The sequence below is a fragment of the Rhizobium sp. WYCCWR 11146 genome (assembly GCF_013591995.1).
GTDB classification, from domain to species: Bacteria; Pseudomonadota; Alphaproteobacteria; order Rhizobiales; family Rhizobiaceae; genus Rhizobium; species Rhizobium indicum.
The window spans coordinates 1-15,369 of sequence record NZ_JACCEY010000037.1 but is presented as its reverse complement, the minus strand read 5'-3'; the positions used below and the strand labels follow the sequence as shown (position 1 = coordinate 15,369).

Sequence of the window (15,369 nt, the reverse complement as noted above, 5' to 3'; positions counted from 1 at the left end):
GCATAGGCTGTGCCAAAGGCTCAAATCGGCCCTCGGCGTGGGCGACCGCTGCCTATCGCAAATCCGGAGTGTGGTCAAACAACCGCCTGTGGGCGCTGATGGCATATGTGTCGGTCATGCCGGCGAGATAATCGCCGACATGGCGGGCCTTCGGCGCATCGGACAGGCCGGCGATATGATCGACCCAGTAATGGCTCTGCATCTCCTTGGGATTGACCATGTAGGCGGCAAAGAGATCGGTGACGATCTGGGCGGCACCGGCACGGATGCGCATGATATCGGGATTGCGGTAGATGCGTTTGAAGAGCATGGCCTTGATCTGTCTGTCGGTCTCGGCCATCCCCTCGGAAAAGGTGGCGATAACCCGGTCGGCAGCGCGGATGTCGGCCGCATTCTCAGGGCGGAGGAGCGACACGCGCTGCTGCGCCACGCCAATCACGTCTTCGACCATGCGGGTAATCTGGCGGCGCATGATCTCATGGGTGAAGCGGCTCGGCTCCAGATGTGGATATCGCGCCCGTACCTCGGCCATCAGCCCGGCAAGAAACGGGATCTCCTCCAGCATGTCGAAAGTCAGGTAGCCGGAGCGCAGGCCATCGTCGATATCGTGGGTATTATAGGCGATGTCGTCGGCGATCGCCGCGACCTGGGCCTCAAGGCTGGCATAGGTTGCAAGCTCGAGATCGTGCAACTCGCAATAATCAAGGATCGGCTGCGGCACGGGACCGCGGGTGCCTACTCCATCAGCCGTCAGAAGGGGGCCATTGTGCTTGACAAGACCTTCGAGGCTTTCCCAGGTCAGGTTGATGCCGTCGAATTCGGCATAACGCCTCTCCAGTTTGGTCACGATGCGCAGCGATTGGGCATTGTGATCGAAGCCGCCATAGGGCAGCAGCACCTCGTGCAACGCGTCCTCGCCGGTATGACCGAACGGCGTATGGCCGAAATCGTGCACGAGCGCCACGCCTTCGGCCAGATCCTCGTCGAGCTTCAGCGCGCGGGCAAGCGCGCGGGCGATCTGGGCCACCTCGATCGTGTGCGTCAGCCGGGTGCGGTAATGATCGCCATCCTGGGCGATGAAGACCTGGGTTTTGTGCTTCAGCCGGCGGAAGGCGGTGGTGTGGACGATGCGGTCGCGGTCGCGCTGGAAATCGGAGCGCGTCGGGCTTCCGTCCTCCTGATAGAGCCGCCCGCGCGTCGTCCAGGGGTCGGCCGCATAGACCGCCCTCTCACTGCTGCCAAAACCCAAAGCACGCGTATCGATCGTCATTCTTCACCGTCATCCTGCATGTTGCCGCATCTGCCCATTGACGCCGCCTAACGCTCTTCATACCTATAGCCCGATGAAACGGCAAAGAGGCGCTTTCTTAACCGCTTCGGCGCATCATCGCCTTTTCGCAGATATCATGGTAAGTTTCTTTGATATCAGGCATTTGAACATTCAAGTGCCAAAACCCATTCTCTCCGGATCTTGACCCCGGCAGGAGGAAACATGACGGATACGAGTGTAACCCTTTCAGATGCTGCGGCAAAGCGTATCGCTGCGATCGTCGGCGCCGAAGCCGGCAAGAGCGCCTTGCGCGTTTCTGTCGAAGGCGGCGGCTGTTCGGGCTTTTCCTATAAGTTCGATCTTGCCGAGAGCGCTGACGACGACGACATCATCGTTGAAAAGAACGATGCCAAGGTGCTGATCGACAGCCTTTCCCTCGTTTATATGGCAGGCTCGGAGATCGACTTCGTCGACAATCTGCTTGGCCAATCCTTCCAGATCAAGAACCCGAATGCGGTGGCAAGCTGCGGCTGCGGCACCAGTTTCTCGATCTGAACGTCTAAACGCACATACTCCCCATCAAACCGGCCGAAGAATTCCTTCCGGCCGGTTTATCGTCTTGTCCGGCGGCGAAAGACCGCGATAAAAGAAGCGCACTGAAGCGCGCCGGATCGACACTGATTCATGCGGTGCGCTTTAGCTCTTTGTTTTTATGCCTGTCGTCTCCCAGGCCCGCTGCACACTTCTGGGCGACATGCATTATACGGAACGGGACAGAGCCATGAAGATCGCGACCTGGAACATCAACGGCGTCAAGGCGCGCATCGACAATCTCACGCAATGGCTGAAGGATTCCGATCCGGATATCGTCTGCCTGCAGGAGATCAAGACGGTCGACGAAGGTTTCCCACGGCTGGAGATCGAGGCGCTCGGCTATCATGTCGAGACGCACGGCCAGAAGGGCTTCAATGGCGTCGCGATCCTCTCCAAGAGTTCACCTTTCGAAGTGAACCGCGGCCTGCCCGGCGATCCGCTGGACGAACAGGCGCGTTTCCTCGAAGCGGCGTTCACCCTGTCCGACTCGAGAATCCTGCGCGTCTGCTGCATCTACCTGCCCAACGGCAATCCTGTCGAAACGGAGAAATATCCCTACAAGCTCGCCTGGATGGAGCGCCTGCAGACGTTCGCCACCGAACGGCTGGCCTATGAGGAGATGCTGATCCTTGCCGGCGATTACAACGTCATCCCGGAACCGCACGACTGCTTCGATCCCAAGGTCTGGGAAAACGATGCACTGTTTCTGCCGCAGACACGGGCGGCGTTCCGCAGGCTCGAAAATCTCGGGCTGACGGATGCGGTGCGCGCAACGACGGATGCGACGCAGTTTTATTCCTTCTGGGATTATCAGGCCGGCGCCTGGCCGAAGAACAACGGCATCCGCATCGACCATCTGCTGCTGTCGCCGGAAGCTGCCGACCGGATGACGTCGGCTGCGATCGAAAAACATGTGCGAGCCTGGGAAAAGCCGTCCGACCACGTGCCTGTCATCGCCTATTTCAATTTCGCGGGCTGAGGCTTTCCGCCTACAGCTTCACGCCTCCGAATAGACTTGGGCCGCTTAGTCGTCGGTACCGCTCGCGATGGTGTGCGACAGCGATACCGCTGTGCGGCGGTCGGCCTCGTTGGCAACCGAGAAGGCCTGCTCCTGCAGCGCTTCCATCCAGCCGCAGTCCTTGGGCTTGCAGCGATCGAGTGCTGCCGTCATCAGCGCCAGACCGCGGGCCGTCTGGCCTTCGTCGAACAGAATATTGCCGAAGACCGCCATGGCGCCGGGATGGCCGCTCTTGCGGGCCTGGTTCAGCCATTTCTTCGCCTGCTGCGGGCTGGCATTGCCGCCCTCGCCGGCCAGCATCATCTGCGCCAGTTGGAACTGCGCCTCGGGGACGCCAAAGGTGGAGGCCACCTGAAAATAAAGCTGGCGCGCCTGGCTGAGGTCGATCCTGACCGGACTGCCGGCAATGCCGTGCCTGTAGTAACTGGCGAGCGAGAGCAGCGCGTTGACGAAGAAGCCGGTATCTTCTGAGCCGGGTTCGACGCCCTGCTGGGCGATCTCGCTGTAGATCTTGAAGGCTTCGAAATCGTCCTGCGTGACACCGTCGCCATCGGCATACATATTGGCAAGCGCCCAGCGCGAGCCGGTGTGCCCCTTTTCGGCAGCGTATTTATAGGCTTCTACCGCCTCTTCCTTCTGGCCGTTCTTATAGGCCTTGAAGCCGAACTTGAAGAGATCGAACGGTCCGGATTCCTTGCTGACGCCACCTTTGATGTCGAATGCACGGCACGGACCGGACAGCGCCAGCGCTACGGCTATAGACATGCCCACCAGCATGAATTTGAACAGTTTGAACTCGGACGTCACCATTTCAACCGATTTCTTTCGCTCATCCCAGGCAGGCGGCAACGGCGCTCATGCCTTGCATCCCGCGGATGTATTTCTTCGAGGCGAGCGATCCCGCGGCGAGCTCCATGGCTCCTTTACCCGCGTCGCATCCAGCCCATTGGCCTTTTCTCAAAGGCGATATTCTCAGCCCATCCTTCAGAACCACCCGGCTCCCGGCATGGCTCGACTGCAATCTCCGTGGCACTCTTTCGGCAGGTGCGGCATCCGCCTTCCCGCCTCTATCGCATTCGTAAACAGTAAATGTGACGAAACCGGTATCGACCTTTCCGGCAAAGCCGGGCTGCTCATCTGAGCGGGTCGAAAACAGCGACAATGAACGGATCGACGACTTCATCGCGAGGCCGGATCGGCGGCCGGAACAGCCTTGTTCGGAAAGCGAAACGACCGCAATCAAACGAATGTCGCCAATCGCGCCGTACGATTTGATGTCACCGGAAAAAAATCGACCCATGCTACTATTTACACGCACCGTACGCCTGCCATCACCTCGCCCGCAAATAGCGCTGCGCCCTCTTTGTGGCGGGAAATGGACAAATCCACCCCACCACCACCATACGCCAAACGTCGTAAAAATGTGTTGCTGAATCGTCACAAAACGGGATCGGGAAATGGCATGATTAACGGGCACGAATAAAGAAGAGCCCGGCAGTGCCGGGCTCCTCAATTCTTCAAATCGGGGAATTAGAACTTGATCTTTAGGCTCGTCGACAGCGCAGCGACCAGATCGTTGTCAAAGGAGTAGGAGACATCATCTCCAAACGTGACGCCATTCTGGGTCACGACGCCGGACGAACCGCTCGTCAACACGCCCACGGCACCGGCAACGCGCCATTCGATATGTTCGGTCGGCGTGAAGGCTGCACCGAGCCCCAGCGTCCAGCTATCGGTCTGCGCGCCATAGCCCTGGCTGGTGCCGCGATCCCAGGTGAGGCTGACTGCACCTGCCCACTGTTCGTTGAATTTGTGGCCAACACCACCGGTGATCGTCCAACCGTCCTGGTAAAGAAGGTCGAGCGACGTCAGCTCCGTCGCACCGCCCGAGGTGCAGGCGACTAAGCCCTTGGTCGATTTTGGGCAGAAAGGCACGGACTGCAGGACACTCCAGTTCGTCCACTTTACCGATCCGAAGGCGAGCCAATCCGGAGCGATACCGCTTTGCAACTTAAGCTCAAGCGAATCCGGCGCTTCGGCAGAGCCGAAGACATCCGTGACCCTTCCATAAGGAGCGCCATTCAGCGGTGCAAATGGTGCAGTCACCTGCGTCAGATCCACCGTACCGGTCAAATTGTCGTATTTTACGCGGCTGTTATAGACGAGACTCGCTCGCATTGCATATTCCGGAATCTCGTAGGCGAGACCGGCGCGCCAACCCCAGCCACTATCTTCGAGATCGAGGCGGCCGACGCCGTTGCCCGTACCGACGAGAAGCGGAACGGTTGAAACCAGACGTTCCTTGAAGCCTTCGACTTCCTGATAGAAAGCGCCGCCGATGAAGCGAAGCTGCCCAGGGCCGACATCAAAACGATAGGAGCAGGTGCCGCCATAGTTGCGGGTTTTGATCTCTGTCTCAATGTTATTGTTGGCACCGGCCCAGTTCAGACCGGGGTCGGTATGCCCGCCGAAGGGCTCTGAATAGTCGACCAGGCAGTCGATTGCATCGCCAAAACCAGCCTTAAAGCCAATATAAGGGATGGTGTAATTTGAGGTATCGTCAGCGGTGTTTGGACGGCTGTTCAGATTGCCACCGCCTGGAGATGCCGACGTATCCGTGTCACGGACGTCCTTCAGCTTGCGCTGCGGCGTGACGTAGGTAACGCCCGACTGAAACGAAAAAGGCGACGTATCGAACAGCTGATCGATGTTATAGCCGCCACGCTCCAGACCGCCAGCGAAGGACGGCGATGCAAGCGACGAAAAAAGAACGAGCGACGTCACGCCCTTGGAAAACCTACGCGATGCCATTGTGTCTCCCCCACTCCAGCAATTGATTTGGCGACACAGTGTAAGTGTTCGCCGGAAATGGCAACGCGCCCCACGGCAGCGCCTCTAACCATTGCGACTGTCAATTTACGTAAAGAAATTGACGGACACGTCAAAAAACCTGGTTAATAAAATTTTATTCCAGGCTTATCGAATTTCGGTTGGGCTTTTGGGTTTTCATTCCAAACATTGCAGAAGCTGTATCAATCCGACAACAGTGGCAGTTTTCGCCCACTGGATGCCCATTCAGCCACAATCCACAGGCTCCGCGCCTGAAACCAGCCGTTTTCATGACCGAATCGCATACACCCAGAACGACAAAAAGACGCGCCGACAGAGGGCGCGTCTTTGAAATAACTTACCAAAATGGGTCGGTGAAACTTACCCGGCTTCGCTCACCCTGGAAAGAGCGATCCTCAGGCTCGCGATCTGACCCTTCAGTTCCTCGAGGCGATCACGCTCGGCCTCGACCACTTCGGGATTGGCGTTGGCGACGAACTTCTCGTTGGAGAGCTTGCCGTCGATGCGGGAGATCTCCCCCTCCATCTTGGCAATCGCTTTTTCCAGACGAGCCTTTTCGGCGGAAAGGTCGATCAGCTTGCCGAGCGGCAGGCAGATGGTGGCCTCGGCGATGACGATCTGAGCGGCACCCTTCGGCGCATCGTCAGCCAGCGATATCGCCTCGACGCGCGCAAGGCGCTTGATGGCGGCGTCGTGGCGGAACATCCTTTCACGCGTCAGGTTGTTGGCCTTGACGACGACGAGCGGGGCCGTCGCCGATGGCGGCACGTTCATCTCAGCACGCACCGAGCGGATGCCGGAAACCAGGTCGATCAGCCAGTTGATCTCGTCAGCGGCCCCGTCATCGGCATAGGACGGCGCTGGCCATTCGGCGTGGCAGACCAATCTGTCGCGCTCTTTGCCTTCACCTGCCGTATGGGCCCAAAGCTCTTCGGTCATGAACGGCATGAAGGGATGCAGCAGCTTGTAGATCTCTTCGAGAATATAGGCGCTGCAGGCCTGGGCTTCCGCCTTGGCACCCTCGTCCTCGCCGTTGAAGACCGGCTTCAACAGTTCGAGATACCAGTCGCAGACCTCGTTCCAGACGAAGCGGTAGAGCGCGCCGGCAGCATCGTTGAAGCGGAAGGCTTCGAGTGCTTCCGTAACGTCGCGTTCCGTACGGGCAAGTTCCGTCAGGATCCAGCGATTGATGGTGAGCTCGGCGGCCTCCGGCACGAAGTGCGGGTCGCTCTTCGCGCCGTTCATCTCGGCGAAGCGCGTGGCGTTCCAGAGCTTGGTGCCGAAATTACGGTAGCCGGCGATGCGGGCCGGATCAAGCTTCACGTCGCGGCCCTGCGCCGCCATGATCGCCAGGGTGAACCGCAGCGCGTCGGCGCCGTATTCGTCGATCAGTTCCAAGGGATCGATGACGTTGCCCTTCGACTTCGACATCTTCTGCCCATTCTTGTCGCGCACCAGTGCGTGGACATAGACGGTCTGGAAGGGCTCGACGGGTTCGCCGTCCTCATCCTTCATAAGGTGCAGGCCCATCATCATCATGCGGGCAACCCAGAAGAAGATGATATCGAAGCCGGTGACCAGAACGTTGGTCGGGTAATAACGCGCCAGTTCGGGCGTCTCGTCCGGCCAGCCGAGCGTCGAGAAAGGCCAGAGTGCTGAGGAGAACCAGGTGTCGAGCACGTCCTCGTCACGCGTCAGGATCTCGCCCGGCTTGAAGTTTTCAAGCAGGTCCTCGACATAGGCCTTCATCGGCCCCTCGTGCGAAAGGTAATGCTGGATCGCCGCCTGCAGCGCCTCTTCCTCGGTCTTTTCGACGAAGACCTGGCCGTCCGGGCCGTACCAGGCGGGGATCTGGTGACCCCACCAGAGCTGACGGGAGATACACCAGGGCTGGATGTTTTCCATCCATTCGTAATAGGTCTTGTCCCAGCTCTTCGGCACCATCCTGGTGCGACCTTCGCGGACCGAGGCGATCGCCGGTTCGGCGAGCGTCTTCGCATCCACATACCACTGTTCGGTCAGCCGCGGCTCGATCGGCACGCCGCCGCGGTCGCCGTGCGGAACCATGTGCTTGTGCGGCTCGATCTTGTCGACGAGGCCCGCCTCTTCGAAAATCTCGACGATGACCTTGCGCGCATAGAAGCGGTCCTGGCCTTCCAGGCGGTCCCAGGCGCCGTGCAGCGCCGCCGGATTGTCGAGACCTTCAAGAAAGTCCTCATTGTCCTTGATGGTGATCGTGCCGTCGCCGTTCATAATATTGATGACGCGAAGACCTGCGCGCTTGCCGACGTCGAAGTCGTTGAAATCGTGCGCGGGCGTTATCTTCACCGCGCCGGTGCCGGCAGCCGGATCGGCATAATCGTCAGCAACGATCGGAATTCTGCGGCCGACGATCGGCAGAATGACATGCTTGCCGACAATGCCCTGATAGCGTTCGTCCTTCGGATTGACGGCAACACCGGTATCGCCCAGCATGGTCTCCGGTCGTGTCGTTGCGACGACCACATAATCGCGCGTCTCGAATTCGGTCGGCTTGCCTTCCTCATCGAATGCAATCGGGTATTGGTAGGTTACGCCCTTTTCCAGCGGATAGCGCAGGTGCCAGAGATTGCCCTTGACCTCGTGCTGCTCGACTTCGATATCGGAAATCGCCGTCAGCAGCTTCGGATCCCAATTGACCAGACGCTTGTCCTTGTAGATCAGCCCTTCCTTGTAGAGCGTGACGAAAACCTCGAGCACGGCCTTCGAGAGGCCTTCGTCCATGGTGAAACGTTCGCGCGACCAGTCGCATGACGCACCAAGACGCTTCAGCTGGTTGAAGATCAGGCCGCCCGATTCGGCCTTCCACTCCCAAATCTTGTCGATGAAGGCTTCGCGGCCCATGTCGCGGCGGCCCGGCAGCTGCTGTTCCATCAGCTTGCGCTCGACGACCATCTGCGTGGCGATGCCGGCGTGGTCCATGCCCGGCTGCCAGAGCACGTCCTTGCCGCGCATGCGCTCGAAGCGCACCAGGATGTCCTGCAGCGTGTTGTTCAGCGCGTGGCCCATGTGCAGCGAACCGGTGACATTCGGCGGCGGGATCACGATGGTGAAGGTCTCGGCCCCGGCTTTGGCATTTGCGCCGGCGCGGAAAGCGTCCGCCTCATCCCATATCGCGGCGATTTTCGGTTCGACGGCAGCGGAATCATAGGTCTTGTCGAGCATTTTCTGACCAATTTCGAGGTTCGAGGATGGCCGTTTGTAAATAGGATGGTCACGGCCAAGTCAATAAAAAAGCCGCCCCGGAGACCGGAGCGGCTTTTCAGGAAAAAGCAATCCGATCAGCGGCGCGGGCCGCGCGCCACGCGCTCGATTTCCTCGCGCACCAACCGCTCGACCAGTGTCGGCAGATTATCATCAAGCCACTCACGCAGCATCGGGCGCAGCATGTCCTCTGCGATCTCGTCCAGCGAGCGGCGCTCGGCACCGTCGATCGCGGCGGCGAGCTCCTCGAAGGAGCGGCTGATCTGCAGGCCGGCGCCCTCCGAAAGCAGCGTCGGCTGGACCTCATCCATAACGCTCGGCAGGAAACGCTCGGTCGACGACTGAGTGGGTTCCATAGCCGGCAGCGCTGTTTCGACGGCAGGCGCAGGCTCGGCGACGGCAACCCTTTGCGTTTCCGTGAACACCGGCTCAGCCGGCTTCTGGATCGCAACATGCCGGATGGACGCTGCGGCATCCGGGAAAACAGGCTGTGCCGGCTGCGGCTGGGGTTGCGGTGCCGCGGCGCGCGGCGGTTCCGGCATTACGGCCGGCTGCGGTTCGGGCTGACGGAAGCCGCTCGGAATTTCGCGCAGGGCCTGACCGGCCTGCACGGCGCTGCGCTCGGAGGCGGCGCGCACGCGGGCGGCGACATCGGCAAGCGACAGAGCGCGGGCCGGAACTTCTGCTTCGGGGGCGGTGCCGGCCGAATTGGCGGCGACGAAACGCGGATCGGAGGAGCGCATGACCGGTTCGGGGAATTCCACGCCGGCATATGTATCGTCGACCGTCAGATGAATTTCGGAGCCATTGTCATCCTCGTCGGCGCCGTAGACCGGCGGCAGGGATGCGGAAATCGCCTTGCCGGCGCCGGGCTCATTGCTTTCGATGATCTGGCGGATGGAGGCCAGAATTTCTTCCATGGACGGTTCACGCGCTACACTTGGCTGAGCCATTTCTATCCCCGTTATCCCAAAACAACGACCGGATGGTGTGGAGCATTCATCCGAATCACCACGACCTTAGAATACCCCAGGCGTGAAAAAAATCATCGCGAATCAAATGAATGCGGCCATGCACAGTTTTGTTACCTGATGTTAGCCACGCGCAAAGCCTGTTGCGATTTTGCAGCGGAAACATCCCATGAAACCGAAGTTGAAGCGCATAACATCCGTCCGAGCCGCCGTGGCGGCATCAGCGTAGATGATGTTTGTGAAGGCTTTCCAGCGGCGTTGAAAAAAACGGGCGCCGATGGCGCCCGTTGCTGAATGTCATCGACACGAACGATGTCAGAAAACGAATTCACGCGCCTTGGCGAAACCTGGCAGCGGCTTGACCGAGGCATTGAAGAAGACATTTTCCGAAATGGCGCCGCGCTCGGCGACGAAGACCTTGGCGCGGGCGGCATTGCCGTAACCTTCGACGGTGATCAGACGGCCACCATCGCGCAATTGACCGAGAAGGGCCGCCGGAACCTCTTCGACTGCGCCGTTGATGAAGATCAGATCATAGGGAGCACCGGCAGCGTAGCCCTGTTCGAGCGGGCCGGTCACGACCTCGACCTTGGCGTAGCTGGCAAGCTGCGCCTTCGCTTCAGTGGCCAGCGTCTCGTCGCATTCGAGCGCGATGACGGAGCCGGCAATGATCGACAACAGCGCCGAAGTGTAACCCGTGCCGCATCCAACCTCGAGCACGAAGTCGTCCTTGGTGATCGCTGCCAGCTGCAGCAGCTTGGCAAGCGGCGACGCTTCCATCAGGAAGCGGGCCGGCTTTCCCGATGCGGCTGCGGAGATCTCGACGTCGTTGTCGATATAAGCCAGCAGCTTCGCCTTCTCCGGCACGAAAGCCTCACGCGGCACCGTGAGAAACGCCGTCAGCACGGAATGCGAGGTAACGTCCGTCGTGCGAACCTGGGTATCGACCATCTTTACGCGCGCTGCTTCGAAATCCATCATGTCCTCTCGCTCTTGAAAAGCGGTTCCTGTCCCTCGTCTCTTAATCCCCGCCACGGATGCTTTCAAGGCTTGGCAGGCGCCGGTGAAAAGAATCCGGCAGGCGCCTCTTCCGCGCCACAGGGGCAGCACGGACGCTGCAACTCCAGCGTGGAATCGTTTAGCCCTTCATGTTATAATCTGCAGCGGAGGAAATAGGAGGAGCAGGCCATGTCTGCGATTTTCGAGTATTTCACGCTGTTCGATTTCTTCATCGTCGCAGCACTCGTCGGCATATTCTGCTGCGGGCTGCTGGACGGCGAAACGACTTGGAAGCGATAAAGCGTCGAAACGCGCTTAGAGATACTCTGCATGGCGCTTGCGGCAATGATGCCCGAGATACCCTGCTTGGCGCTGGCGGCAATGATGCCCGGCGCAGGTCTGGCATGCGTTCGTTTCCTTTGAAATCCAGCCCCGACAGCCGCACGCGCATTAACGTTACGTCAACCATTTTGTTGCAGCGCCCTCGCCTTCCGCTATGGGTGTGCGCATGCAAATCTTCCTGATCCAATCGCGCGGTATAGAAGTGCTGCACTACAATGCCGATGCCCGCCTGCTGCTGATCAAATATAGCAGCGGCGACATTCGCAGCTTCACCCGCATTTCGCCGCAAGGCATGCGGCGGCTGCTCGGCGCCGGTCCCGACATCGATGAGCGGGCCGAATTGAGCGATCTGCAAATCAGGCGCAAATCCGCAAAGGCGGCCTGAAGGCACTTTACCGCCTGACGGGAATCAATCCGCCACAGTTCGATTTTTCGCCCGGCCAGCAGGTCTGGTGGCATCGCAAATGCCAATGCCGTACCACTGAGCCATCAGCGTTTCACACAGATTATGTCATGTGGAAGATGTTTGGAGGCCTCGCCCGGAATTGAACCGGGGTACAAGGATTTGCAGTCCTCTGCGTCACCACTCCGCCACGAGGCCTCACGCGCTCGTTATCTGAGCCGTGGCGAGCGTTTAGAATGATCGTAAGGAAATCGCAAGGGGGCATTTCGGAAAAACGCTATTCCGCGGTTGTCGAAACGACCATTTTTCCATCCCGAAACGGAGCGGGCGCGGGCTGGAATTTCCGCGGCCGTGACGATGCCCCATTTCCTGCCAATGATGGCATTTGAAACAAATTCTTGACTTGACTTCGATCACCGTCCGGGACTCAATTACCCACGGGAGGGTATAGGAGCTTGCGATGGATTGGGCTGCCCTCAAATCGAAGCGCGTGCGTGCAGCATACGACGCCGAAACCCGGGATCTGCATGTAAAGTTCCCTGGCTCCCCGCCGGTAAAACATGCGGATATTCCGCCGCACGTCCACCAGAACCTGCTGGAAACGGACGATCCATACTTCTATTACCAGTACTATATAGCGCCGTCTCGCGTATCACCGGGCCCTCGACAACCGGCCTCCGTGGCGTCCTACGCAGTGAAGTTCGTCCTTCTCCTTGCCGTCTGCAGCCTGCTGATGACGACCGGCCTCGATCCGGACCATGGCGGAACTTTCGAGGAAAGCGAACTCAGATCCAACTAGACGCGAATTTGCAGCCCAATCTCAGGGCCTGCGACAAGGCGGCTGGTTCCCGCGTCGAAATTATCGCTCCTGTTCTGAGAACGGTAGCGCCGATTGTCCCGCTCGCGGTCGTTCCTCCCATCGCGCTCATTCCGGCCGTTGAAATTGCGATAGTTGCGAGGCCCGTTGTAGCTGCCGCCTTGACCGTGGTCGACCACGCAGCCTTCAGGACGGCGACAGATGCCGCGAGCGTCAAAACCGCCGCTGTCTACTTGGGCCTCGGCGGAAACACCTGAGAGAAGTGCCGCTGCCGACAGGACGACAACAAAAGATACCTTCATTTCCTCACCTGGACCATTGTGACGCAATTTTGCGTTTTACATTCCATAAACCACGAATGCGAAAAGCGATCCACGGGTTCCACACCGTCCCTGCCCATCAGCCAGCCGGGTTTCTCCGCCTGTGCCACCAGACCGCCAGCCGCCGCCGAAGCCGGCGCGCGAACGGCAGATCGTGCGAGAGCACGAGGAAGCCGAGCGGCAGCATCCAGAAGCCGAGGATGGGCAGGAAACCCAACACGCCGCAGAAAATGAGAGCCATGCCGAGTGCCATCCGCGCGATGCGCGAACGCGGCATGCCGATGCTGAAAGAGCCGAGCACAAGCCTGCCGCTTGCATGATCGATGCCGAAGCGCACCGCCCGTGCCTTGCGCTTCTCGCCGCCTCTCGTCTCCTGACGATCATTCACATTTGTCATTCCCCAGAGATGGGCGCAGGCATCCCAAATACAAGTTCATTTCATTTTTTTGAAAAAACCGCTTGGCAAATCGGGAAAGCGTTTGTATTAGCCCACTCACACCGCGCCAAGCAGTGATCCCTGGTAGCTCAGCGGTAGAGCATTCGACTGTTAATCGACAGGTCGCCGGTTCGAATCCGGCCCGGGGAGCCATTTTAAGAAATAAGTGCCTGTTTTTGTTGAGAAATCCGAAAGCAGGTACTTACTTCCCCACTTTTGGCGGCCTGTGAATAACTTATTCTCTGGCCGCTAGCGCTAGTCTAGTCCCCGGTGGCGAATGGGTTGAGACCGTCTATTCGTATTTCAAAGCAGCCGCCGAAAAGCCACCCGGTGGGATCCGGTGATTACATGCCGCCTCTTCTCTCAGCTAAGCGCCGCAATTTGATGGGTAAATTGGAAGACTGGAAAATCCAGGACGCGCTTTACCGACGTCAATCAGTATACCTTTGTCCCGAGTGCGATCGCTATGTCCGGCCGTACAGTAGCGACAGCGGATCGCCCAGGTTTAAGCATATGACCACATCGCCGCGGTGTAGCTTTTCTGGTGGCTCTCGTCGGAAGCGCTCGGCCGGAAATATGAAAAACCGCCGGCTGGTGAGGCCGACGGCGCACTTGTGGTGGCGTGGTAATTAGTGGCGGTCAGCCGCATCATGCGGCGACAACGGCAGACCGCGTATCGGCCAAGGGCGGACCGATCTATAAATCCTTGCAGCCGCCAATGAGCTCCCAGAACTCGCCGCGGCGATAAGTCTTGAACATCAGCCAATCCATTCCGGAGCCGCGCATTCCGTTGCACTCGCGGCAAGCAGCCGCCATGTTGTCGCGTCGCGTCCAGCCCCTGTGGCGATTTGTCATTAGATGCTCGAGCGTTGCGGCGTCTGGTCGGTTCTGATCCTTGCCGCGAGGCAGGATGACCATGAGGCGGTCGCAGTAACAACAGCGCCCGCCCTGCTTGTTGAATAGCTCAAGAACGAAAGCTCGCTTCACTCCGGTCTTCATATGGATTCCCGCAGGCGGTGAGACAGCTTCCTTCGACCGTGCGGAACGGGCGGCCAGCCATGTCACCAGTTATAAGTTGGATGTAGCATATCTCTCTGCCGAACATCGACCGGGGGGCAATTCACAGGAAGAGCGAAACAACAGACCCCCAATTGGAGGATGAATGGCCGCGCCGATGCAATCAAACGGGTAGTGATAGCCCCGCTACGTAGCCGAAAAGCGGTCTAAGCCGGGTCAATTGGCCGTTGAGGGAAACCTACTAAGGGTCTATAAAGCTTTTCGATAGGTCGTTGCAGAACGCCGGTTTCGTACAGTCATCGGAAGGCTCTGAAATTAGAGGCTCCCGAAACGCCGCGCGCAGCAGATGACGGTCAATCTTTTTCCGAAATGGATGTAAGACCGCACCCCCCCTCCTCGTAGCTTACTTTGTCCTGATGAACCGCTGAGTTATCCGTCAACGCTTTGAAGGTATGCGAGTGAGGACCAGAGATGATCGTATCATGAAAACAGATCAGCTTTGCCAACGAGGAGTACATCGATGAGAAGGGCAAGACACGATTCCCCCGCCAAGGGGAGTCGTAGGGAGTTCAGTAAGGCTTCGCCGAGGCGGACGCTGTTGCGGGTAGATGTGGGCGTTATGAAAGCAGTAGATAGAGTTGCGCGTGGGGCGCGTTGGCGCCTCAACGCGCTTTTGGAACGCGCCCGTCGGACTGCCTACCCGAGGACCGTTCGACAGGCTTGGTCAAGGGTGCGCGCCGAATACCTTTCCTACACGACTGATCCTCAACTTCATCAATTGCTTGAGGTAGTGCGTCGTACCGCCCCGAGCGGAGCGTTGATCATTGAGGCAGGTTGCGCGCGCGGCGGTTCAGCAATTCTCATGTGTTCCGCCAAGTCGCCTCAGCGCGCTATGCGCGTGTACGACCTGTTCGAGATGCTCCCTCCGCCTTCGGAGCACGATGGCGACGACATGAAAGCTCGGTACGCTGAAATCAAAGGCGGCGAAGCCGTCGGCCTTGGAGGCGAGCAATACTATCTCTATGATGATGACCTGATGGCGACGGTGACGAACAACTTCGCTAGGTTTGGTTATCCCGTCGAGTCCAA

Annotated in this window: 14 protein-coding genes, 2 tRNA genes and 1 pseudogene; 6 read left to right on the top strand and 11 right to left on the bottom strand. The window is 59.0% G+C overall.

Going from position 1 to position 15,369, the window contains the following annotated elements; all coding sequences use genetic code 11:
- Positions 1 to 52: 52 nt before the first annotated feature.
- Positions 53 to 1,270, bottom strand: coding sequence for a deoxyguanosinetriphosphate triphosphohydrolase (locus tag HX899_RS27650; RefSeq protein WP_181293877.1), 1,218 nt, complete (start codon positions 1,268 to 1,270; stop codon positions 53 to 55).
- A 222-nt stretch (positions 1,271 to 1,492) separates the two neighbouring features.
- Here HX899_RS27650 and erpA point away from each other — a divergent pair, with 222 nt between their 5' ends.
- Both erpA and xth read left to right on the top strand, forming a co-directional pair.
- On the top strand, positions 1,493 to 1,825 hold the full coding sequence (erpA, locus tag HX899_RS27645) for an iron-sulfur cluster insertion protein ErpA (protein WP_181293876.1): 333 nt from the start codon (positions 1,493 to 1,495) through the stop codon (positions 1,823 to 1,825).
- A gap of 226 nt (positions 1,826 to 2,051) precedes the next feature.
- Positions 2,052 to 2,843 carry an exodeoxyribonuclease III gene (xth, locus tag HX899_RS27640; protein WP_138329829.1) on the top strand — a complete coding sequence of 264 codons (792 nt, stop codon included), beginning with the start codon at positions 2,052 to 2,054 and terminating at the stop codon, positions 2,841 to 2,843.
- 45 nt (positions 2,844 to 2,888) lie between these two features.
- Here xth and exoR read toward each other — a convergent pair whose 3' ends face one another.
- From exoR to HX899_RS27610, 6 genes are all read right to left on the bottom strand, one after another.
- Positions 2,889 to 3,692 carry an exopolysaccharide production regulator ExoR gene (gene exoR / locus HX899_RS27635; RefSeq protein ID WP_138329830.1) on the bottom strand — a complete coding sequence of 268 codons (804 nt, stop codon included), beginning with the start codon at positions 3,690 to 3,692 and terminating at the stop codon, positions 2,889 to 2,891.
- Between the two features lie 19 nt (positions 3,693 to 3,711).
- Entirely contained in the window at positions 3,712 to 4,182 is a 471-nt protein-coding gene (locus HX899_RS27630; RefSeq protein ID WP_138329831.1) for a hypothetical protein, read from the bottom strand.
- Between the two features lie 230 nt (positions 4,183 to 4,412).
- The gene (locus HX899_RS27625) at positions 4,413 to 5,693 is read right to left on the bottom strand and encodes an OmpP1/FadL family transporter (protein ID WP_181293875.1); all 1,281 of its coding nucleotides are present in this window, start codon (positions 5,691 to 5,693) and stop codon (positions 4,413 to 4,415) included.
- Positions 5,694 to 6,092: 399 nt separating this feature from the next.
- Positions 6,093 to 8,936, bottom strand: a complete 2,844-nt coding sequence (locus HX899_RS27620) for a valine--tRNA ligase (RefSeq protein ID WP_181293874.1) — start codon at positions 8,934 to 8,936, stop codon at positions 6,093 to 6,095.
- A 116-nt stretch (positions 8,937 to 9,052) separates the two neighbouring features.
- Positions 9,053 to 9,928, bottom strand: coding sequence for a PopZ family protein (locus tag HX899_RS27615; protein ID WP_181293873.1), 876 nt, complete (start codon positions 9,926 to 9,928; stop codon positions 9,053 to 9,055).
- A gap of 333 nt (positions 9,929 to 10,261) precedes the next feature.
- Positions 10,262 to 10,927 carry a protein-L-isoaspartate O-methyltransferase gene (locus tag HX899_RS27610; RefSeq protein WP_181293872.1) on the bottom strand — a complete coding sequence of 222 codons (666 nt, stop codon included), beginning with the start codon at positions 10,925 to 10,927 and terminating at the stop codon, positions 10,262 to 10,264.
- A gap of 514 nt (positions 10,928 to 11,441) precedes the next feature.
- On the opposite strand from HX899_RS27610, the pseudogene HX899_RS27605 reads away from it, so the two are divergent.
- Positions 11,442 to 11,740, top strand: a pseudogene (locus tag HX899_RS27605) (hypothetical protein); the annotation flags it as partial.
- A gap of 74 nt (positions 11,741 to 11,814) precedes the next feature.
- Here the strand turns inward: HX899_RS27605 and HX899_RS27600 are convergent.
- Positions 11,815 to 11,888, bottom strand: a tRNA-Cys gene (locus tag HX899_RS27600).
- A gap of 262 nt (positions 11,889 to 12,150) precedes the next feature.
- Between HX899_RS27600 and HX899_RS27595 the strand changes: the two genes are divergently transcribed.
- The gene (locus tag HX899_RS27595) at positions 12,151 to 12,489 is read left to right on the top strand and encodes a KTSC domain-containing protein (RefSeq protein WP_138329836.1); all 339 of its coding nucleotides are present in this window, start codon (positions 12,151 to 12,153) and stop codon (positions 12,487 to 12,489) included.
- Here the strand turns inward: HX899_RS27595 and HX899_RS27590 are convergent.
- Positions 12,486 to 12,809, bottom strand: coding sequence for a hypothetical protein (locus HX899_RS27590; protein ID WP_081250852.1), 324 nt, complete (start codon positions 12,807 to 12,809; stop codon positions 12,486 to 12,488). The two genes, HX899_RS27595 and HX899_RS27590, sit on opposite strands and share 4 nt — an antisense overlap.
- Before the next feature lie 97 nt (positions 12,810 to 12,906).
- Complete coding sequence (locus HX899_RS27585) at positions 12,907 to 13,224, bottom strand: hypothetical protein (RefSeq protein WP_138329838.1); 318 nt, start codon at positions 13,222 to 13,224, stop codon at positions 12,907 to 12,909.
- Between the two features lie 117 nt (positions 13,225 to 13,341).
- On the opposite strand from HX899_RS27585, the gene HX899_RS27580 reads away from it, so the two are divergent.
- Positions 13,342 to 13,416, top strand: a tRNA-Asn gene (locus HX899_RS27580).
- A 543-nt stretch (positions 13,417 to 13,959) separates the two neighbouring features.
- Here the strand turns inward: HX899_RS27580 and HX899_RS27575 are convergent.
- A complete protein-coding gene (locus HX899_RS27575) occupies positions 13,960 to 14,262 on the bottom strand; it encodes an HNH endonuclease (RefSeq protein WP_138329840.1) in 303 nt (100 codons plus the stop codon).
- A gap of 748 nt (positions 14,263 to 15,010) precedes the next feature.
- Between HX899_RS27575 and HX899_RS27570 the strand changes: the two genes are divergently transcribed.
- Positions 15,011 to 15,369, top strand: a 359-nt coding sequence (locus HX899_RS27570) for a TylF/MycF/NovP-related O-methyltransferase (protein ID WP_210273855.1), incomplete at its 3' end; no start/stop codon positions are given.